The sequence below is a fragment of the Rhodococcus opacus B4 genome, from assembly GCF_000010805.1.
Taxonomy (GTDB): domain Bacteria; phylum Actinomycetota; class Actinomycetes; order Mycobacteriales; family Mycobacteriaceae; genus Rhodococcus_F; species Rhodococcus_F opacus_C.
In genome coordinates this window covers 7,660,580-7,679,725 of the sequence record NC_012522.1, presented here as the reverse complement: position 1 = coordinate 7,679,725, position 19,146 = coordinate 7,660,580, and the positions used below count along the sequence as shown (strand labels likewise).

General features: G+C 71.5%; 18 protein-coding genes and 1 pseudogene. 14 read left to right on the top strand and 5 right to left on the bottom strand.

From position 1 onward, the window contains the following. Positions 1-2 precede the first annotated feature (2 nt). On the top strand, positions 3-881 hold the full coding sequence (locus ROP_RS34935; protein ID WP_015890698.1) for a DMT family transporter: 879 nt from the start codon (positions 3-5) through the stop codon (positions 879-881). A gap of 3 nt (positions 882-884) precedes the next feature. Further along, positions 885-2,321, top strand: coding sequence for a GuaB1 family IMP dehydrogenase-related protein (locus ROP_RS34930; protein ID WP_015890697.1), 1,437 nt, complete (start codon positions 885-887; stop codon positions 2,319-2,321). 71 nt (positions 2,322-2,392) lie between these two features. On the opposite strand, the gene ROP_RS34925 is transcribed toward ROP_RS34930, so the two are convergent. After that, positions 2,393-2,635, bottom strand: coding sequence for a hypothetical protein (locus ROP_RS34925; protein WP_231869019.1), 243 nt, complete (start codon positions 2,633-2,635; stop codon positions 2,393-2,395). On the opposite strand from ROP_RS34925, the gene ROP_RS34920 reads away from it, so the two are divergent. From ROP_RS34920 to ROP_RS34905, 4 genes are read left to right on the top strand one after another with little or no spacing between them, the layout of a single operon-like run. After that, positions 2,628-3,998, top strand: a complete 1,371-nt coding sequence (locus tag ROP_RS34920) for a hemolysin family protein (protein WP_015890696.1) — start codon at positions 2,628-2,630, stop codon at positions 3,996-3,998. The two genes, ROP_RS34925 and ROP_RS34920, sit on opposite strands and share 8 nt — an antisense overlap. After that, positions 3,991-5,079 carry a hemolysin family protein gene (locus ROP_RS34915; protein ID WP_015890695.1) on the top strand — a complete coding sequence of 363 codons (1,089 nt, stop codon included), beginning with the start codon at positions 3,991-3,993 and terminating at the stop codon, positions 5,077-5,079. The genes ROP_RS34920 and ROP_RS34915 overlap by 8 nt, the downstream gene beginning before the upstream one ends. A gap of 4 nt (positions 5,080-5,083) precedes the next feature. After that, positions 5,084-5,944 carry a hypothetical protein gene (locus ROP_RS34910; protein WP_015890694.1) on the top strand — a complete coding sequence of 287 codons (861 nt, stop codon included), beginning with the start codon at positions 5,084-5,086 and terminating at the stop codon, positions 5,942-5,944. After that, positions 5,941-7,245, top strand: a complete 1,305-nt coding sequence (locus ROP_RS34905; RefSeq protein ID WP_015890693.1) for a CoA transferase — start codon at positions 5,941-5,943, stop codon at positions 7,243-7,245. The genes ROP_RS34910 and ROP_RS34905 overlap by 4 nt, the downstream gene beginning before the upstream one ends. Here the strand turns inward: ROP_RS34905 and ROP_RS34900 are convergent. Continuing rightward, positions 7,229-7,858 carry a maleylpyruvate isomerase family mycothiol-dependent enzyme gene (locus tag ROP_RS34900; protein ID WP_015890692.1) on the bottom strand — a complete coding sequence of 210 codons (630 nt, stop codon included), beginning with the start codon at positions 7,856-7,858 and terminating at the stop codon, positions 7,229-7,231. The genes ROP_RS34905 and ROP_RS34900 overlap by 17 nt on opposite strands. A gap of 90 nt (positions 7,859-7,948) precedes the next feature. Between ROP_RS34900 and ROP_RS34895 the strand changes: the two genes are divergently transcribed. After that, positions 7,949-8,263 (top strand): OsmC family protein, encoded by a 315-nt coding sequence (locus ROP_RS34895; protein ID WP_148222539.1) that lies wholly within the window; start codon positions 7,949-7,951, stop codon positions 8,261-8,263. Continuing rightward, positions 8,260-9,291, top strand: coding sequence for a nucleoside hydrolase (locus ROP_RS34890; RefSeq protein WP_015890690.1), 1,032 nt, complete (start codon positions 8,260-8,262; stop codon positions 9,289-9,291). The genes ROP_RS34895 and ROP_RS34890 overlap by 4 nt, the downstream gene beginning before the upstream one ends. On the opposite strand, the gene meaB is transcribed toward ROP_RS34890, so the two are convergent. The 3 genes from meaB to mutA are packed head-to-tail and all read right to left on the bottom strand — an operon-like array spanning position 9,280 to position 14,463. Next, positions 9,280-10,284: a methylmalonyl Co-A mutase-associated GTPase MeaB gene (gene meaB / locus ROP_RS34885; RefSeq protein ID WP_015890689.1), complete on the bottom strand. Its 1,005-nt coding sequence runs from the start codon at positions 10,282-10,284 to the stop codon at positions 9,280-9,282. The two genes, ROP_RS34890 and meaB, sit on opposite strands and share 12 nt — an antisense overlap. 1 nt (position 10,285) lies before the next feature. Further along, positions 10,286-12,550 carry a methylmalonyl-CoA mutase gene (scpA, locus tag ROP_RS34880; RefSeq protein WP_015890688.1) on the bottom strand — a complete coding sequence of 755 codons (2,265 nt, stop codon included), beginning with the start codon at positions 12,548-12,550 and terminating at the stop codon, positions 10,286-10,288. Then, positions 12,547-14,463: a methylmalonyl-CoA mutase small subunit gene (gene mutA, locus ROP_RS34875; protein ID WP_015890687.1), complete on the bottom strand. Its 1,917-nt coding sequence runs from the start codon at positions 14,461-14,463 to the stop codon at positions 12,547-12,549. Before mutA ends, scpA begins: the two co-directional genes overlap by 4 nt. Before the next feature lie 117 nt (positions 14,464-14,580). Between mutA and ROP_RS34870 the strand changes: the two genes are divergently transcribed. The 6 genes and pseudogenes from ROP_RS34870 to ROP_RS44400 all read left to right on the top strand — a co-directional run bounded on the left by ROP_RS34870 (position 14,581) and on the right by ROP_RS44400 (position 19,107). Continuing rightward, positions 14,581-15,399 (top strand): PaaI family thioesterase, encoded by an 819-nt coding sequence (locus ROP_RS34870; RefSeq protein WP_015890686.1) that lies wholly within the window; start codon positions 14,581-14,583, stop codon positions 15,397-15,399. Between the two features lie 49 nt (positions 15,400-15,448). After that, positions 15,449-16,159, top strand: coding sequence for a TVP38/TMEM64 family protein (locus ROP_RS34865; protein WP_015890685.1), 711 nt, complete (start codon positions 15,449-15,451; stop codon positions 16,157-16,159). Positions 16,160-16,218: 59 nt separating this feature from the next. Then, the gene (locus ROP_RS34860) at positions 16,219-16,800 is read left to right on the top strand and encodes a hypothetical protein (RefSeq protein WP_015890684.1); all 582 of its coding nucleotides are present in this window, start codon (positions 16,219-16,221) and stop codon (positions 16,798-16,800) included. Then, entirely contained in the window at positions 16,797-17,324 is a 528-nt protein-coding gene (locus ROP_RS34855; protein WP_015890683.1) for a hypothetical protein, read from the top strand. Before ROP_RS34860 ends, ROP_RS34855 begins: the two co-directional genes overlap by 4 nt. A 117-nt stretch (positions 17,325-17,441) precedes the next feature. After that, positions 17,442-17,972, top strand: a pseudogene (locus ROP_RS44405) (AMP-binding protein); the annotation flags it as partial. A 46-nt stretch (positions 17,973-18,018) separates the two neighbouring features. Next, positions 18,019-19,107, top strand: a complete 1,089-nt coding sequence (locus ROP_RS44400) for an AMP-binding protein (protein ID WP_015890682.1) — start codon at positions 18,019-18,021, stop codon at positions 19,105-19,107. Positions 19,108-19,146: the final 39 nt, after the last annotated feature.

Below are 19,146 nucleotides of genomic sequence, written 5' to 3'. Positions count from 1 at the left end.
GCATGTCCCTGCCGTTCGCGTCGATCGTGTGCGCGCTGATCGCGGCGTTGCTGTTCGCGTGCGCGTCGGTCGCGCAGCAGAGTGCGGCATCCGCGGTCCCCGAGGACGCGGCGCTGATGTCCACCCTGGTGCGCAGTCCCCGCTGGTGGGCCGGTTTCGTCGGGGACGGCGGCGGTTACGTGATGCAGGCGGTGGCGCTGGCGCTGGGGTCGGTGCTCGTCGTGCAGCCGCTGCTGGTCACGGCGCTGCTGTTCGCGCTGCCGCTGTCGGCGAAGTTCTCCGGGTACCGGCTCAGCCGCACCACGTGGGCGCTGGCCGTCGCGCTGGCCGTCGCACTCGCGATCTTCCTGGTGATCGGCGACCCCACCGAGGGGAACATCGACGCCCCGTTCCGGGAATGGGTGGTGCCCCTCGGCATACTGCTGGCCGTGGTCGCGGCCGCGGCCGCGGCGGGAATGACGAAGATCGACCCCGGGTGGCGGGCACTGCTGCTCGGCGGGGCCGGCGGCATCCTGTACGGGGTGGCGGTCGCGTTCACCAAGTACGTGGTCGAACTCGTCCCCCGCGGGCTGGGGGCGGTCCTGAGCAGTTGGCAGGCGTGGGCGCTGGTCGCCGCCGGACTGGCCGGGGTGTATCTGCAGCAGCGCGGCTTCCAGGTGGGCCCGCTGTCCGCGTCGCTGCCCGCGCTGACCATCGCCGAACCCCTCGCCGCCGTGTTCCTCGGCATGACCGTCCTCGACGAACGCCTGCGGGTCGCCGGCCCCGGCCTCGTGGTGGTCGGCTGCTCGGTCGCGGTGATGCTGGTGGCCACGATCGGACTGTCCAGGTCGCAGGCCCAGCGGACATCCGACACCACCGCAATTTCCCCGGTATCGTCCTGACATGTGCAGTTCCTCGACGGGCATCGCCCACCCTATGACCTGACCTACGACGACGTCTTCCTGGTGCCGAACCGCACCGAGGTCACGTCGCGTTTCGACGTCGACCTCGCCACCGCGGACGGGTCGGGCACCACCATCCCGATCGTCGTCGCCAACATGACGGCGGTGTCCGGGCGGCGGATGGCCGAAACCGTCGCCCGCCGTGGCGGTCTGGTGGTCCTCCCGCAGGACCTTCCCGCCCGGGCCGTCGCGGAGACCGTGTCCTTCGTCAAGAGCAGGCACCTGGTCGCGGACACCCCGGTCACCCTCGGCCTCGACGCGGCCGTGTCCGACGCGCTGGCGCTGCTGCCGAAGCGGGCGCACGGCGCCGTCGTCGTCGTCGAGGACGATCGCCCCGTCGGCGTCGTCACCGAAGCCTCCTGCACGGACGTCGACCGGTTCGCGCGGCTGCGCGCGGTGGCGCTCACCGACTTCGTCACCGCCCCCGTCTCCGCGTCGCCGCGGGAGGTGTTCGAACTCCTCGACGGCACCCACGACGCCCTCGCCGTGCTCGTGCACCCGGACGGCACCCTCGCCGGTGTCCTCACCCGCACCGGCGCCATCCGGGACGGCATCTACCAGCCCGCCGTCGACGGCGACGGGAAACTGCGGGTCGCCGCGGCCGTGGGGGTCAACGGCGACGTCGCCGCGAAGGCGCGCGCCCTCGTCGACGCAGGCGCGGACCTGCTGGTCGTCGACACCGCGCACGGCCACCAGCAGAAGATGATCGACGTCCTCGGGGCACTGAAGAAGGCCGACCTCGGGGTGCCGCTGGTCGCCGGCAACGTCGTGTCCGCCGCCGGCACCCGGGACCTGATCGACGCGGGCGCCGACATCGTGAAGGTCGGGGTCGGGCCGGGCGCGATGTGCACCACCCGCATGATGACCGGGGTCGGCAGGCCGCAGTTCTCCGCCGTCGAGGAATGCGCCGCCCAGGCCCGCGCGATGGGTGCGCACGTGTGGGCGGACGGCGGCGTCCGTCACCCCCGCGACGTGGCGCTCGCCCTGGCCGCGGGTGCGTCGAACGTGATGATCGGGTCGTGGTTCGCCGGCACCTACGAGTCGCCCGGCGACCTGCGCGTGGACCAGTCCGGCAACGCGTACAAGGAAAGCTTCGGGATGGCCTCCAAGAGGGCGGTCGCGGCGCGCACCGCCACCGACACCGCGTTCGACCGGGCCCGGAAAGGGCTGTTCGAGGAGGGTATTTCGAGTTCCCGGATGCGCCTGGACCCGGAACGTCCCGGCGTCGAGGACCTGATCGACCACATCTGTTCCGGGGTGCGCAGCACCTGCACTTACGCGGGCGCGCGGACGCTGGCGGAACTGCACGAGCGGGCCGTACTCGGGGTGCAGTCGGCCGCCGGGTTCGCCGAGGGCCGTCCGCTGCCGGCCGGCTGGTGACGACCGCATCCTGAAGTGCCGGTGGGTGTCCTGTTCCACGGAACCGGACATCCCCCGGTATCATGGGTCGCTCAACCCCACCAGTTCTCGGCGCCGGACCCGTCCGGGCCGTCGAGGCCGAACGAGAGGACTCCGGTGCCCGCGGCACCCACACACGCAGCAAGCGCCCCACCCGCCGTCTCCGGGAGTGTCGTGTCCTCCTGCTCCGTGGAATCGGACTCCGATTCCGCCGGTTCGGAGGGCTCCTCTACCGAGCCGGGTGACAAACCCGGCGACCCCCGTTCCTCCGCTCGGCGGCGATGACCCATGGACATCGCGCTCAGCATTCTCGCCCTGCTCGGCTTTCTCGCCCTGACCGCGGGTACCGCGTTGTTCGTGGCGGCCGAGTTCTCCCTCACCGCCCTCGAACGCAGCACCGTCGACGCGCACGCCCGCGCCGGTGACCGGCGGGCCCGGCAGGTGCAGCACGCCCACCGCACCCTGTCGTTCCAGTTGTCGGGGGCCCAGCTCGGCATCACGATCACCACGCTGATCACCGGCTACCTGTCCGAACCCGTCCTCGCACGCTTCATCAATCCGGCGCTGTCTGCGATCGGGTTCAGTGAATCTGCCGCCGCAGCAACGTCTTTGGTGATCGCCCTGATTCTCGCGACGTCGTTCTCCATGGTGTTCGGCGAACTCGTACCGAAGAACCTCGCCATCGCGCACCCGCTGCCCACGGCCCGGGCCACGGCCGGGATGCAGGCCGCGTTCTCGCTGATCTTCAAATGGGCCATCAACGGGCTCAACGGAAGCGCGAACTGGCTGGTGCGGCGCCTCGGCATCGAACCGGCCGAGGAACTACGGTCCGCGCGGTCCCCGCAGGAACTCGGGTCGCTCGTGCGGACGTCCGCGCAGCGCGGCGCCATCGACAAGGGCACGGCGCTGCTGGTCAACCGCTCGCTGCGCTTCGGCGAACGCACCGCGGAGGAACTGATGACCCCGCGCGTGAAGATCGAGACCCTGTCCACCACGGACACGGTGGCCGACCTGATCGACACCGCGGCCCGCACCGGGTTCTCCCGCTTCCCGGTCGTCGACGGCGACCTCGACGACGCCGTGGGCATCGTCCACATCAAGCACGCGTTCGCCGTGACCGCGGGGCGCCGCCGCACCACCCGCCTGAACACGCTGGCCCAGAAGGTGCCGGTGGTGCCGTCCAGCCTGGACGGCGACACTCTGATGGAACGGATCCGGTCCGACGGCATGCAGGTCGCGTTCGTCGTCGACGAATACGGCGGCACCGCCGGAATGGTCACGATGGAGGACCTGATCGAGGAAATCGTCGGCGACGTCCGCGACGAGCACGACGAACCGGAGATCGACGTCCAGCGGATCGGCGACGGCTGGTCGTGCTCCGGGCTGCTGCGCGTCGACGAGGTCTCCGAGACCACCGGCTACACCGCACCCGAGGGAGAATACGAAACCCTCGGCGGTCTCGTGCTCACCGAACTCGGCCGGATCCCCGACGAGGGGGACGAGGTGCAGCTCCCGCTGCCCGAGGGCGCGCACCACCCCGGCGGCCGGTGGGTCGCCACCGTGACCCACATGGACGGCCGGCGCATCGACCGAGTGCTGCTCACCCCGAAACCCGACGAGACCACCGACACCGGCAGCGAGGAGGACGAAAATGAGTGACCTCTTCGGTGTGCTGCTCACGTTCGTGCTGCTCGCGGGCAACGCCTTCTTCGTCGGGGCCGAGTTCGCGCTGATCTCGGCCCGCCGCGACCGGCTCGAGGCTCTCGAATCGCAGGGCAAGAAACGCGCCCGCACCGTGATCGTCGCGGGCGAGAACCTGTCGCTGATGCTGGCGGCCGCGCAGCTCGGCATCACCATCTGCTCGATCCTGCTCGGCAAGGTCGCCGAACCGGCGATCGCGCATCTCCTCGAGGTGCCGCTGCACGCGGCCGGGCTGCCCGCCGGGCTGCTGCATCCGATCGCGTTCACGGTCGCGCTGGCGCTCGTCGTGGTGCTGCACATCCTGCTCGGTGAGATGGTGCCGAAGAACATCGCCCTCGCGGGCCCGGAGCGGACGGCGATGCTGCTGGTTCCGCTGCACCTGGTGTTCATCAAGCTGGCCCGGCCGCTGATCTCGTTCTACAACCTGTGCGCCAACCTGACACTGCGGTTGCTGCGGGTGGAGCCGAAGGACGAACTCGACGTCACCGTGTCGGCGGTCGAACTGTCCGAGATGATCGGCGAATCCCGGTCCGAGGGGCTGATAGACGCGGAGGAGCATCGTCGGCTCACCCAGGCGCTGGAGACCACGGACCGCACGGTCACCGAGGTGATGATCCCCCTGAGCGAGGCACGGACCATCCCCCTGGCGGGGGGCGGCACCCGGCTCGGCGCCATCGAGCAGGCCGTCGTCGAGACCGGCTACTCCCGGTACCCGGTGCGCGCCGAGGACGGGTCGCTGGTCGGGTACCTGCACCTGAAGGACGTGCTCGACGACATCCTCGACGAGGAGGCCGGACCCGACACCCTGATTCCGCGGTCGGACATCCGCCCGCTGCCGCGCATGTCGACCACCACCCCGCTCGCGGAGGCACTGGCCAGTCTGCGCCGCGCCAGCTCCCATCTGGGTGCGGCGGCGGACCCGTCGGGGCAGATCGTCGGCATCGTCGCCCTCGAGGACCTCGTCGAGGAATACGTGGGCACCGTCCGGGACGGCACCCACCGCAACAACGGCGTCAATCCGGGACAGCGAACGAGCTGATCGGATGAACGTACTGGACGCGTCGGAATGGGTCCCTCGCCGCGACCGGCACCGGGCGAGGGTGTCCGCGCTGATCGGGCCGCACCTGGAGCGGCGCGAGCGCGGGGAGACCCACCCGGTGAACGACTTCCTGTTCACCTATTACAGCTACCGGCCGAACCAGCTGCTCCGCTGGCACGCCGGGTGGGGCACCGTCCTCGCCGGCGCGGACGACTACGCCGAACTCCGCGGGTACCACCGCACCGACGACGGGATCACCGTCGACCCGGAGTTCCTGCGGCGCCGCTCGGACACGGTCGCGTTCACCGCACGACTGATGGAGGCGACCACCGGGCGGCCCACCCACCTGTCCTGCTTCGGCCTGCACGAGTGGGCGATGGTCTACCGGTCCGAGGAGGTGCGGCACGGCAGCGTCCCGCTGCGGCTCGGGCCGGGCGGCACCGACTCCGTGGTGGAGTCGCTGCAGCTGCGCTGCACCCATTACGACGCGTACCGTTTCTTCACCCCCGCCGCCGAGCCGCGGAACAGCGTGCCGCTGACCCGGGACGACCAGCTCGGGCGGGAGCAGCCCGGGTGCCTACATGCGTCCATGGATCTGTACAAGTTCTGCTACAAGCTGGCACCGATGATCGACTCGGACCTGACCGTCGACTGCTTCGAACTGGCCCTCGCCGCACGGGAACTCGACATGCGGGCCAGCCCGTACGATCTGACCGGCTACGGGTACACGCCGATCCCGATCGAGACCCCGCACGGCCGCGCCGAGTACGTCCGGGAGCAGTCGGCGCTGGCCGCCCGCGCCGCCCCGCTGCGTGCCGCACTGCGCGACCGCTGCCGCCGGTTGCTCGCCGCCGTGGGTCCGTGACTCTCCCGGTGCCCGGCCACGACGCCGGGGACTACCTGGCGGCCCGCCTCCCCGTGTACGCGCTGGCGGCCGGGTCGCTGTCCGCCGTCACCGGTGCCGTCGACCGGCTCGACGCCGTGCACGGCCGTGCGCCCCGTACGTGGCGGCTCGACCCGGAGCGGATCGCCGCGTCGTTCGCGAGCGATCGGCTGCTGCGGGTAGCGGGTGCCCCGGTGTCCGGTTTCGCGGAACTGTCGGGGTTCTTCGCGGCGGCGGACGGCTGGGTGCGGACGCACGCCAACTACCCGCACCATCGCCGGCGGCTGCTGACGGCGCTCGACCTGTCCGATGACGCCGGCCGGGACGCGGTGGCCACCCGGATCGGCAGCCTGACCGCCGCCGACGTCGAGGACCGGGCCGCCGCCGCGCAAGCCATCGCGGCGCGGGTGCGGACCGCGGACGAGTGGGCGGCGAGCCCGCAGGGGGCGGCCGCCGCGTCCGGCGACCTCGTGTCCACGGTGGTGCACACCGAGAGTTCCCGTCTCGGGACGGGGCATCGGTCCCGCCGGGTGCCCGGCGGTCTCCCGTTGAGCGGGGTGCGGGTGCTGGACCTGACCCGGGTGATCGCCGGCCCCGTCGCCACCCGCACGCTGGCGATGCTCGGCGCCGAGGTGTTGCGGATCGATCCGCCGTCGATCCCGGAGATCGCCGTGCAGCACCGGGACACCGGGCAGGGCAAGCGGTCCGCGCTGCTCGACGTGCGGTCCGCCGACGGGCGAGCGGTGTGGGACCGCCTGCTCGCCGACGCGGACGTGGTCGTCACCGGCTACCGTCCGGGCGCGCTGGACGGGCTCCTCGACCACGCCCCGCCGCATCTGGTTCGGGGACGGGTGTGCGCGTGGGGCGGCTCCGGCCCCTGGGCGGACCGCCGCGGATTCGACAGCATCGTCCAGGCGGCGTCGGGAATCGCGACGATCGAAGGCGGCGACACCCCGGGTGCGCTGCCCGCGCAGGCACTCGATCACGCCACCGGGTATCTGCTCGCCGCCGGCATCGTCGACGCCCTCGCCGCCGGGCACACCGACGGGCACGGCCGGTCCGTCGACGTGTCCCTGGCCCGGACCGGGGCGTGGCTGCTCAGCGCGGGCGGCCGATCCCCGGATCCGCCGCCGCCGGCGGTGCCCGGACCCCGCTGCCTCACCGCGCACGGCGACCTGGTGACCGCCCGCCCCGCGCTGGCCGAATTCGACGACTACCCGTTCCCGGCCCGGCGCTGGGGCGGCGACGCCCCCGCCTGGCCCGGGCTCACCCCGGCGCCGTGAACCGTGCGCTCGGTTCCCCGCTCAGATGCCCCGGCGGCAACCGGCGACCGCACAGCACGAGGAGCAGGTTCTGGGCGGATCCGCGCAGCGGCGCGCCCGCACCGAAGGTCCAGGTTCGATCGTCCGCCGTCAACTGCACCCCCGTGAGGTCGACGCCGAAGTACTTCAGGTGCTTCGGGCCGACGCCGCCGAGGACCCGGTCGAGGCGATCATTCGGGACCCGCAGGCCCAGACCGAGCGCGACCGACACGTCGAGGCCGTGGATCACGTCGTGGGACAGTGCCCCCTCGAAACCGCCGCCCGGCGGCTTCCACGGGTGCGCGACGTTGTCCTCCAGGGTGCGCAGCAGTTGGTCGGCGGTCAGGGTCCGCGCGTCCTCGCGGGCCCGTGCGTCCGACATCCGGTTGAAGTTGCCGCGCGCCTTCACCATTCCCAGCACGAACCGCGGCGTCGACAGGCGGTACGGCAGGGTGATGTGCGCGATCACCTCCCGGGTGCGCCATCCCGCGCACAGCGACGGCGCGTCCCATTGCTCCGGGGTCAGTTCCGCCAGCATCGACGCCACATCACGTCGCTGCGCCGCCACCCAGTCCGGTGCGGTGTCCCGAGCCATGTCCGTCTCCTCCGGTCGCCGTGTCGTGCCCTACGTGAACAGACCGTGCCCGCCCGCGAAACTCATCGCGCGACCGTGAAGAATGGGCGCGTGCGCACACACGACTACACGCTGACGGTCACCTGGACCGGCAACCGCGGCGCGGGGACGTCGGGCCCGGACACCTACGACCGAGGCCACGTGATCGCGGCGGCCGGGAAACCGGATCTGCCGGGCACGATGGTCGAACACCCGGACGAGGCAGGCGAATTCACCGAGGTGGTGCTGCATCCCACCGTGACCGTCGCGGAGCCGGCAATGGCCGCGCGTGCCGAGTCGCTGCACGCCCGGGCGCACGCGAAGTGCTTCATCGCCCGGTCGGTCGCCTTCCCCGTGCACCACCGGCCTACGGTGGTGACGGCGTGAGCGGGCAGAAGCTGATCGTCGACGTCGACACCGGCATCGACGACTCCCTCGCCCTGCTGTATCTGCTGGCCAGCCCGGAGGCCGAGATCGCGGGCATCGCCAGCACCGCGGGCAACGTGCCCGTCGAGCAGGTCGCGGCGAACAACCTGAACTGGCTCGCGCTGTGCGGAGCTCCCGACGTCGAGGTGGCGCTGGGCGCCCGGGTGCCGCTGGCGTGCCCGCTGCGCACCACCGAGGACACACACGGCCCGCAGGGCATCGGGTACGCCGTCCTCCCGCCGTCGGGGCGGTCGCTGTCGGAGCGGGACGCCACCACCCTGTGGGTGGACCTGGTCCGGGACGCTCCCGGCGAGCTGACGGGTCTGGTGACCGGGCCGCTGACGAATCTCGCGCTCGCGATCCGCGAGGAACCGGAACTGCCCCGGCTGCTGCACCGCCTGGTCGTGATGGGCGGGGCGTTCAACCACCCCGGCAACACCACCCCCACCACCGAATGGAACGTGTCGGTGGATCCGGAGGCGGCGAAGGAGGTGTTCGACGCCTTCTCCGGGCTGCCGGAGGGCCGCCGTCCCATCCTGTGCGGGCTGGATGTCACCGAGACGATCGAGATGACACCGGACCACGTCCGGCGGCTGGCGGAGGCGGCGGGCAGCAGTCCCGCCGAGATCATCTCCGCCGACGACGGGCCGGAGGTCCGGTCGACGGCGAGCAACCCGGTGATCCGGCACCTGTCCGACGCCATCCGGTTCTACATGGACTTCCACCGCATCCACGACCAGGGTTTCCTGGCGCACATGCACGACCCGTTCGCGGCGGCCGTGGCGCTGAACCCAGCGATCACGAGGACCCGGCCCGCGACCGTCGACGTCGAACTGCACGGCCGCCTCACCCGGGGCACCACCGTCGCCGACTGGGTGGGGCACTGGAACCGGGAACCGAACGTCGACATCGCGGTGAGCACCGACCCGGCCGCGTTCTTCGACGATCTCGTCGACCGGGTCGGGCGCTTCGCGAAATCAGTCGGCTGACGCGTCGGCACCGTCGAACGCGTCGAGGATCTCGGCGGCGGCCAGCGCCGCCGTCAGGGATCCGTCCCGCACCCGCTGTTCGACGTCGCCGCGGATCGCCTTCACCGTCGGGTTCGACGCGAGGCGGCGCAGCAGCTGGTCGTTGACCATCGTCCACGTCCAGTCCACCTGCTGGCGGCGGCGGTTCTCCTCGAACTGCCCGGCCGCGGTCAGCACCTCCCGGTGCTTGCAGACGGTGTTCCAGAAGTCCTCGAGACCGACACCCTCGAGACCGCTCATCGTGATCACCGGCGGCGTCCACACGGCGTCGTGCGGGTAGATCAGGCGCAGCGCCCCGGCGAGTTCCCGGGCGGCGCCCTTCGCCTCCCGCTCGTGCTTGCCGTCCGCCTTGTTCACGGCGACGAGGTCGGCGAGTTCGAGGACGCCCTTCTTGATGCCCTGCAACTGGTCGCCGGTGCGGGCCAGGGTGAGGAAGCAGAAGCAGTCCACCATGTTCGCGACCGTCACCTCGGACTGCCCGACGCCGACCGTCTCGACGAGGATCACGTCGAAACCGGCCGCCTCGAGCAGCACGATCGTCTCGCGGGTCGCCTTCGCGACCCCGCCGAGGGTCCCCGACGTCGGGGACGGCCGGATGTAGGCGTCCTTCTCCACGGTCAGCCGCGCCATCCGTGTCTTGTCGCCGAGGATCGATCCGCCGGTGCGCGTCGACGACGGGTCGACGGCCAGGACCGCCACCCGGTGCCCCTGCCCGATCAGATGCATGCCGAGCGCGTCGATGAACGTGGACTTCCCGACGCCGGGCACCCCGGTGATCCCGACCCGGTGCGCCTTCCCCGACTCCGGCAGCAGCTCGAGCAGCAGCCGCTGCGCCGCCTCCCGGTGGTCGGTGCGGGTGGACTCGACCAGGGTGATGGCCTTCGCCAGGCCGGCGCGCTGATTGGCGCGCACGGCCTGGGCGAGGGCATCGATGTCGACTGGAGGCCGCCCCATGCTATTCCGGGGTGCCCGTCAGGTCGTGGCCGAGCTGCGCGGCCAGCTTCTCGAGCAGACCGCTGGCGGCGTCCGCGATGACCGTCCCCGGCGGGAAGATCGCCGCCGCACCGGCCTCGTACAATTCGGCGAAGTCGCCGGGCGGGATGACGCCACCGACCACGATCATGATGTCGGGGCGTCCCACCGCCGCGAGCGCTTCCCGGAGCGCAGGCACCAGCGTGAGGTGACCTGCGGCCAGCGACGACACACCGACCACGTGGACGTCGTTGTCGGCCGCCTGGTTGGCGACCTCCTCCGGGGTCTGGAACAGCGGACCGACGTCCACGTCGAATCCGATGTCGGCGAACGCCGTGGCAATCACCTTCTGGCCGCGGTCGTGGCCGTCCTGCCCCATCTTGGCGATGAGGACACGGGGACGCCGGCCCTCCTCTTCCGCGAACTTCTCGACGAGTTCCGTTGCCTTGTTGATGTTGTCGACCTTCCCGGCCTCGTCCCGGTACACCCCGCTGATGGTGCGGATCTCGGCCTGGTGACGCCCGTACACCTTTTCCAGCGCCTCGGAGATCTCCCCGACGGTGGCCTTCGCGCGGGCCGCGTCGATCGCGAGCGCGAGCAGGTTGTTCTCCATGCCGCCTTCGGTGGCGGCTGCGGCGCGGCTCAGTTCGGCGAGCGCCGCCTCGACGGCGGCCGAGTCCCGGTCCGCGCGCAGCCGGTCGAGCTTCTCGAGCTGTTCCTTGCGGACCCGCGAGTTCTCGACCTTGAGGACCTCGATCTCGTCGGCCTCGTCCGGCACGTACTTGTTCACGCCGATCAGCGGCTGCCGGCCGGAGTCGATGCGGGCCTGGGTGCGGGCCGCGGCCTCCTCGATGCGCAGCTTCGGGATGCCCTCGCTGATCGCCTGCGCCATGCCGCCGGCCTCTTCGACCTCGGCGATGTGTGCGCGGGCCCGGTTGGCCAGCTGGTGGGTGAGCCACTCCACGTAGTGTGAACCGCCCCAGGGGTCGATGGGACGGACGGTCCCCGACTCCTGCTGCAGCAGCAGCTGGGTGTTACGGGCGATGCGGGCGGAGAAGTCCGTCGGCAGGGCGAGGGCCTCGTCGAGCGCGTTGGTGTGCAGCGACTGGGTGTGCCCCTGCGTCGCCGCCATCGCCTCGACACACGTGCGGGCCACGTTGTTGTACACGTCCTGCGCGGTCAGCGACCAGCCCGACGTCTGCGAGTGGGTGCGCAGCGACAACGATTTCGCGGACTTCGGTTCGAACTTCGCGACCAGCTCGCTCCACAGCAGGCGGCCGGCGCGGAGCTTCGCGACCTCCATGAAGAAGTTCATGCCGATCGCCCAGAAGAACGACAGCCGCGGCGCGAACTTGTCGATCTCCATGCCCGCGTCGAGGCCGGCGCGGATGTATTCGACACCGTCCGCCAGGGTGTACGCCAGCTCCAGGTCGGCGGTGGCACCGGCCTCCTGGATGTGGTATCCGGAGATGGAGATCGAGTTGAACTTCGGCATCTTCGCGCTGGTGTACGCGAAGATGTCGGAGATGATCCGCATCGACGGCTTCGGCGGGTAGATGTAGGTGTTGCGGACCATGAACTCCTTCAGAATGTCGTTCTGAATGGTTCCGGCCAGCTGCTCCGGGGCGACACCCTGCTCCTCGGCGGCCACGACGTACAGCGCGAGGATCGGCAGCACCGCCCCGTTCATGGTCATCGAGACGCTGACACTGTCGAGCGGGATGTGGTCGAACAGCTGACGCATGTCCAGGATCGAGTCGATCGCCACACCGGCCATCCCGACGTCGCCCTGCACCCGCGGGTGGTCGGAGTCGTAGCCGCGGTGCGTGGCCAGGTCGAACGCCACCGACAGACCCTTCTGCCCGGAAGCGAGGTTGCGGCGGTAGAAGGCGTTGGACTCGGCGGCGGTGGAGAAGCCGGCGTACTGGCGGATCGTCCACGGCTGGTTCACGTACATGGTGGGATACGGGCCGCGCACGAACGGTGCGGCGCCCGGGAAACTGCCCACCGGGTAGCCCTCGGCCTCGGCCGCATCCCGGTCGGCCTTGGTGTAGACCGGTTTGACGTCGATGCCCTCGGGGGTGGACCACACCACCTGTTCCGGGCTGTAGTGGTTCGCCGCCGCAGCGGCCGCGATCAGCTCGTCCGTCTGCTCCGGTGTCGGAGCGGACGGCTGCGGAGACTGTGGATCCTCCAGCGGCACTTCGGCGAAGCTGCCGATCGCGTGCTTGACCTCGCGAGTAGTCACTTCTTGCTCCCTGTGTCGCCCGAGGAGTCGCTCGGGCTCTCGATGGTGTCGAGCAGGCCGGACAGGACCGAGACTGCGTCGATGCGGGCGGTGACGAATCCGTCGGGCCGGGCGGCGCCGTCCGCGTCGGCGACAGCCTTCTCCGGGCCGGCGAGCAGCACGGTGCCGATTCCGGCGGCGCGCAGTTCCTCCACCGCGGCCGCGGCCTCGGCGGCGTACCGCTTGTCGGTGCCGCAGATCACGGCGATCCCGGCGCCGGAATCCTTCGCGGCGGCGGCGATGCTGCCGTCACCGACCGCGAGCGGGCCGGGGTTGCGGGCCTCGATGCCGCCCGACGCCAGCAGGTTCGCGCTGAACGTGGTCCGCACGTTGTGCTCAGCGACGGGTCCGAGCGGGGCCAGGAAGACGGCCGGTCGCGCACCGTGGGCCGCCAGGTAGGCGTCGGAGCGGTCCCGCAGCGCCTCGAACGCGGCCGCGTACCGGGCGACGCGGCCCGTTTCTGCGGCGCCCGCGGGCAGCGGAGCCTCGCCGAGGTTCGGGAACTCGTTGACCCCGGTGACCGTGGTCTTGCGGTGCGCGATGTCCGAATCACGTTGCGCGCGAGTGGAGGCGATCCGTTCGCCGATCAGGCCCGCGTCGAGCGCGGCGAGGTAGCCGCCGGCCGCCTCGATCTGCTGGAAGAACTCCCATGCCCTGGCAGCCACCTGCTGGGTGAGGTCCTCGACGTACCAGGATCCGGCCGCGGGGTCGAGCACCCGGCCGAGGTGCGACTCCTCGAGCAGCAGCAGCTGGGTGTTGCGGGCGATGCGCGCGGCGAAGGTCTTCGACACCCCCAGCGCCCCGGCGGGCAGCGCGGAGTCGAACGGCAGCACCGTGACGGCGTCCGCGCCGCCGACGCCGGCACCGAACGCGGCGAGGGTCGTGCGGAGCATGTTCACCCACGGGTCGCGCTGCGCCATCATGGCGGCGGAGGTGACGGCGTGTTGCGGGGCGCCACCGAAGTCGGAGGCGCCGCACACCTGGGCGATCCGCGCCCACACCAGCCGGGCGGCCCGGAACTTGGCGATGGTCTGGAACTGGTCGTCGGTGGCCGAGAACCGGAAGCCGAGCTGCCCGAGCGCCTGCCCGATGGTCAGTCCGCTCGCGGTGAGCACCCGCAGGTACTCGAGACCGGCCGCGATCGACGCGCCGAGTTCCTCGGCGTCGGAGGCACCGGCGTCGTGAAATGCGGTGCCGTCCACGGCGATCGCCCGCACGCTCTCGGATCGGGCCGCGGACTCGGTGGCGAGGGTCACCGCGTCGCCGAGTTCCACGTCGGCGGTACCGGCGAACGCGCTCGTCAGCGGGGCGGCCCCGAGGTCGACGCGGACCGCCGTGCGGTCGGTGACCCCGTCTCCGGCGGCGGCACGCGCGTCGAGCAGCGCGAACAGCGCCCGCGCCGCGAGCGGTGCGTCGGTGCCGGCGTCGAGGGTGAGCGGTGCCAGATCGAGGAGCACGCCGTCGAGTGCCGCCTCGAGGGATCGGACGGGAAGGTCGGTTCCGCCGACGGCGAGCCAGAGGGCGCTGACACCGTTCTCCAGGGAGTCCAGGACGGACCGGTTGACGTCCGCGGCCTCCGCACCCTCCCCGAAGCGGGCGCTGACCAGCCAGCCGGCGTTGACGTCCCGGGTGGCGTCGGCGCCGCGCACGTAGGGGAAGGTGCCGGGCAGCGGCTGCTCCGGGCGCTCGTCGCGGGGGCTGTAGAGCGGTGCGACGGTGACACCGTCGTAGGTGACGGTCTCGAGGAGCTTCTGGGGTTCCGGACCGAGTTCCGCGGCGTCGATCCGACGCGACTTCGCGAGGACTCCGGCCACGGAGTGCTGCCAGTCGGCGTACGCCCGCGCAGCTTCCTCGGTTTCTGAAGCGAGTGACACGGTGTCGGCTTCCTCTCCCTGATGAGCGATCGATCAATACGTTGTGTGACTGTGATGCTAGCCGCAGTTCGGCGCCCCCTATCGTGAGGATCACCACACGATGAATAACCTCAGGTCATGAGCATTGCGCACGAACCGGCGGTGACCGGCCGCACGAACACCCAGCGGCTGTTCGGGCTCGGTGCGCCGACCCGGGACGTCGACGACCGCGGCGAACCCCTCAATCGTATGAGCATGGACATCTCGGCGCTCGCCGCGAAGACCGCCGGCATCTCCTACGGCGGCGTCCTCGCCGTACTGCTCGACGACCTCCTCGGATTCACGGTGTGGGACCGGCGCGGCACCCGCGACGGCCTGGTCACGGCCGAGTTGTCGATGGACGTCGTCACACCCCGGCGGTGGCAGGGCCCGGCGCTGTGGGCGGAGAGCCGGCTCCTCGCGGTCACCGCCGACGGCGGCACCTCCACCGCTCGCGTCCACGATGCGGCGGGCACCCTGATCGCCACCGGCACCCTGTGGGGCAACTTCGTGGACCTGCCGGAGCCGGTCGCGAATACGGCCGCCCTGCCCGCCTTCCCGGATCCGGGGGTCGCGCCGCTCGACTGGATCGGCGGGCGGATCGAGGACGCCGGCGCGCGGGTGGTGGTGCCGGCCAATCCGCTGATCGCGAACAAACTCGGGTTCGTGCACGGCGGCGTCCAGGCATGCGCACTGGACCTCGCGGCGAGCGCCGCCCTGGGCCGGCGGGGCCCGGACATGGACACCGCGTCCGTGCGGGTCAACTATTTCCGCCCGGTTCCCCTGGACCGCGACACGACGTTCACCGCGGACGTGATCCGGGCGGGCCGCGCGGTGGCAATGTCCCGGGTCACCGGGACGTCGGGCGGGCGGGTCTGTGTCGAGGCGACGGTGACCGGGCGCCGCCGGCTGCCCTGACCGGCGCTCGCGGCGCCCCGGCCCGGTTCCCCGGGTAGCCTGGTGCCCTGTGAAGAGACGCCTCGGGGACCGCAGGGTGATCGGCGTCGCAGCACTGGCAGTCGCGCTGGTCGTCGTGGCGCTGCTGGCCCCGCATCCATCCGTGCTGCAGGTGCGGGAATGGGCACACTCCGTCGGTCCGGCGTTTCCCCTCGTCTTCTTCGCCGTGCACGCGGTGGTGACGGTGTTCCCGTTCCCCCGCACGGTGTTCACGCTCAGTGCCGGGTTGCTGTTCGGCGCATGGCTGGGTATCGCGATCGCGGTGCTGGCGTCGACGGTGAGCGCCGTGCTGGCCCTCTACCTGGTGCGTGCCGTCGGCCGGGACGTGGTGTGGCAGCGCATCTCCAACCCGACGATCCGGCGGGTGGACGAGCGGATCGCCCGGCGTGGCTGGCTCGCCGTCGGGTCGCTGCGGCTGATCGCGTTCGTCCCGTTCTCCGTGGTGAACTACTGCGCCGGCGTGTCCTCGATCCGGCTGGTCCCGTACGTGCTGGCCACGGCAATCGGTGTGCTGCCGGGAACCGTCGGCATCGTCGTGCTCGGCGACGCCCTCACCGGGGAGACGAAGCCGGGACTCCTGGTGCTGTCCGCGGTGTGCATCGCCCTCGGCATCGCCGGGCTGGTGATGGATTCCCGGCGGCCCCTGGACGGTTCCCGCGACGCGGTGCCGGACCCGGCCGTCGACCGCCCCGCCGGGGACAAGTCAATCCCTCAGCCTTGAACCTGCAAAGTCAAGCTTTGAGTCTTGACATCGCAGTATCCAGTTCATAGCCTTGACCCATGTTCGTGTTGACGGTCGACCAGCGCGGCAGCCGCCGCGACATCGACCGTGTCGCCCCCCTCCTCGCCGAATTCGCGAACCGCGACCTCATCCGCCCGTTCCAGCGGACCGCCGGCGACGAGATCCAGGCCGTCGTCGCGGACCCGGCGACCGTCGTCGACCTCGCCCTCGACCTCGTCGCACGCGAACACTGGAGCATCGGCATCGGCGCCGGCCCCGTCGAGGAACCCCTCCCCGCCGAGACCCGGGCCGGGCGCGGTCCCGCGTTCGAATCCGCGCGGGTCGCCGTCGACCGCGCCAAGAGCACCCCCGGCCGGGTGGCCGTCGAGGGCTCCGACCCGGACGCCGCCGCCGACGCGGACACCGCGCTCGCCCTCGTCGCCGTCCTCGTCGCGCGCCGCACCGAGGAGGGCCGCAAAGCCGTCGAGCAGATGCGGCGCGGCTGCACCCAGACCGAGGCGGCCCGCGCGCTGGGCATCAGCAAGCAGGCCGTCTCCCAACGACTCTCCACCGCGGGCTGGCACGTCGAGACCGCGGGACGACGACTGGCCGAACGACTCCTACTCGAGGCGGACACGTGACGACCCTCGCCCTCCTCGCCCTCGGCGTGGCCGCGCTCGCTCCCCTGGTGTTCGCGGCGCCCCGCGGTCCCCGCTGGATGTCGCAGTGGGCGGCGCCGATCGTGGTCGTGCTCGCCCTGGCCGTCGCGGCGGTCGCCGCGTCCGCCGCCGCACCGGTCACCGGATTCGCCCTCGCCGCGACCCTCGTCCTGTGCGTCGCCGCCGCGACCACCGGCGGGGCACCCCTCGTGCTGGCCGCGTTCCGCATCGCACGCCGCCAGCCCGACGCCGGATCCGACCCACGGCCCGACGCCGGGCCGCTACGTGGCGGACGGATCATCGGCTTCCTCGAGCGCGCCGCCGTCGCCGCCTCCATCCTCGCGGCCTGGCCGGAGGGCATCGCCGTCGTCCTGGCGGTCAAGAGCCTGGCCCGCTACCCCGAACTGCGCGAACCGCACGCGTCGGAACAATTCATCATCGGCACGTTCACCAGCGTGCTCTGGGCGATCGCGGTGTGCGGAACCGGACGCGCCCTCATCACATAGACCTCCCGGTGCGAAACATTCACCCCCGGGGGTCGCGAAGCCAGCCCTGGGGGTGATGGGTTCCCGCCTCGGTGCGGACGAGAGTCGTACTCGTCCGCACCGAGGGAGAGATCATCCGTGCCTACCGATTTCGTGTCACACCTCCGCACCCGGGTCGCCACATACGGCGACGACCGGTCCTACGTCTACCACCGTGAGGTCGGCCGGGAACTCGTCGCCGAGGCGGTGACCTACCGCGAACTCGACCGGGACGCCCGCGCGCTGGCGGTGTGGCTGTCGACGCGGCCCGAGGCCGCTCACCCGGTGATGCTGCTGTACGTCGACGGAATCGACTTCCTCCGCGCGTTTCTCGGATGCCTCTACGCCGGGGTGGTCGCGGTGCCCGCCCCCGTCCCGCACGACGAGCGCAGCATGCAGCGGGTCGCGACGATGTTCGCGGACGCCGACGTGCGCCTCGTGCTCACCACGTCCGCGGTCGCCGAACCGCTCGACACCTGGATCCGCGATTCCGGGCTCGCCGCCACGGTCGCTGTCGCCGCCACCGACACCGCCGAACCGGGCGACCCCGACGACTGGCGCCCGCCCGGCCTCGACGCCGGCACCCTGGCCTTCCTCCAATACACCTCCGGCTCCACCAGCGAACCGAAGGGCGTGATGGTGACGCACGGCAACCTGGCTGCACAACGCCGCGGCCATGACCCGCGGCACCGGCGCCGACGACACGGTGACCGGGGTCGGCTGGCTCCCGCACTTCCACGACATGGGGCTGATCGGGATGCTGCTGCTGCCGATCCACTGCGGCGGCAACCTCGCGTTCATGTCGCCGACGGCCTTCCTCAAACGGCCGGTGCGCTGGTTGCAGCTGATCGACCGCTATCACGCCGACATGACCCTCGGTCCGAACTTCGCGTACGACCTCGTCGCCCGCCGGATCCCCGACGACCAACTGGCCGGACTGGACCTCTCCTCGGTGCGGGTGGCGCTGACCGGGGCCGAACCCATCCGGCCCCGCACCCTCGACGCCGTGACCGACCGGCTCGCACCCCTCGGCTTCCGGGCGGGCGCCTTCCTCACCGCGTACGGCATGGCCGAGGTGACCCTGCTCGCCACCGCCAGCGAGGTCGACTGCGCCCCCAGGTATCTCGAGGTCGACACGGCCGCGCTGGAGCGCCACGAACTGACCCCGAAGGCCGGCGGCACCCGGCTGGCCGGCAGCGGCAGGCCGTACGGCTGCGACATCCGGATCGTCGACCCGCATACGCGCCGGCAGCAGCCACGCGGCCGGGTCGGGGAGATCTGGATCCGCGGCGGCAGTGTCGCCGCGGGCTACTGGAATCGGCCGGACGAGACCGCGGAGAAGTTCCACGCCACCCTCGACGGCGACGGACCGTACCTGCGTACCGGCGACCTCGGGGTGTTCGACGACGGGCACCTCTACGTCACCGGACGCCTGAAGGACCTGCTGATCGTCAACGGCCGCAACCTGTACCCACAGGACATCGAGGAAGCCGTGCGGGACGTGCATCCGGCGCTCACCGGTTCCGCCGGGGTGGTGTTCTCCCTCGACACCGGGCAGCACGAGCGGCTGCTGGTGATCCACGAGGTCAGGACCGCGCTGATCGACGACCTGACACTGCCCGCACTCGCCCGCCGGATCCGGCTCGCCGTCGCCCGCGACTTCGACGTCCCCGCGCCGAGTGTGGTGCTCGTCGACCGGCGCGGCGTGCACCGCACCACCAGCGGGAAGGTCCAGCGCCGATCGATGCGCGCGCGTCGTTCCTAAGGTCCCGCGTCGACGCCGTCCTGCACGAGGACATCGACC

Coding starts and splice junctions, on each gene's coding strand:
- ROP_RS34935 (WP_015890698.1), top strand. CDS start 3: ATGTCCCTGCCGTTCGCGTCGATCGTGTGCGCGCTGATCGCGGCGTTG.
- ROP_RS34920 (WP_015890696.1), top strand. CDS start 2,628: ATGGACATCGCGCTCAGCATTCTCGCCCTGCTCGGCTTTCTCGCCCTG.
- ROP_RS34925 (WP_231869019.1), bottom strand. CDS start 2,635: ATGTCCATGGGTCATCGCCGCCGAGCGGAGGAACGGGGGTCGCCGGGT.
- ROP_RS34915 (WP_015890695.1), top strand. CDS start 3,991: ATGAGTGACCTCTTCGGTGTGCTGCTCACGTTCGTGCTGCTCGCGGGC.
- ROP_RS34910 (WP_015890694.1), top strand. CDS start 5,084: ATGAACGTACTGGACGCGTCGGAATGGGTCCCTCGCCGCGACCGGCAC.
- ROP_RS34900 (WP_015890692.1), bottom strand. CDS start 7,858: ATGGCTCGGGACACCGCACCGGACTGGGTGGCGGCGCAGCGACGTGAT.
- meaB (WP_015890689.1), bottom strand. CDS start 10,284: ATGGGGCGGCCTCCAGTCGACATCGATGCCCTCGCCCAGGCCGTGCGC.
- ROP_RS34870 (WP_015890686.1), top strand. CDS start 14,581: ATGAGCATTGCGCACGAACCGGCGGTGACCGGCCGCACGAACACCCAG.
- ROP_RS34860 (WP_015890684.1), top strand. CDS start 16,219: ATGTTCGTGTTGACGGTCGACCAGCGCGGCAGCCGCCGCGACATCGAC.
- ROP_RS44400 (WP_015890682.1), top strand. CDS start 18,019: ATGACCCGCGGCACCGGCGCCGACGACACGGTGACCGGGGTCGGCTGG.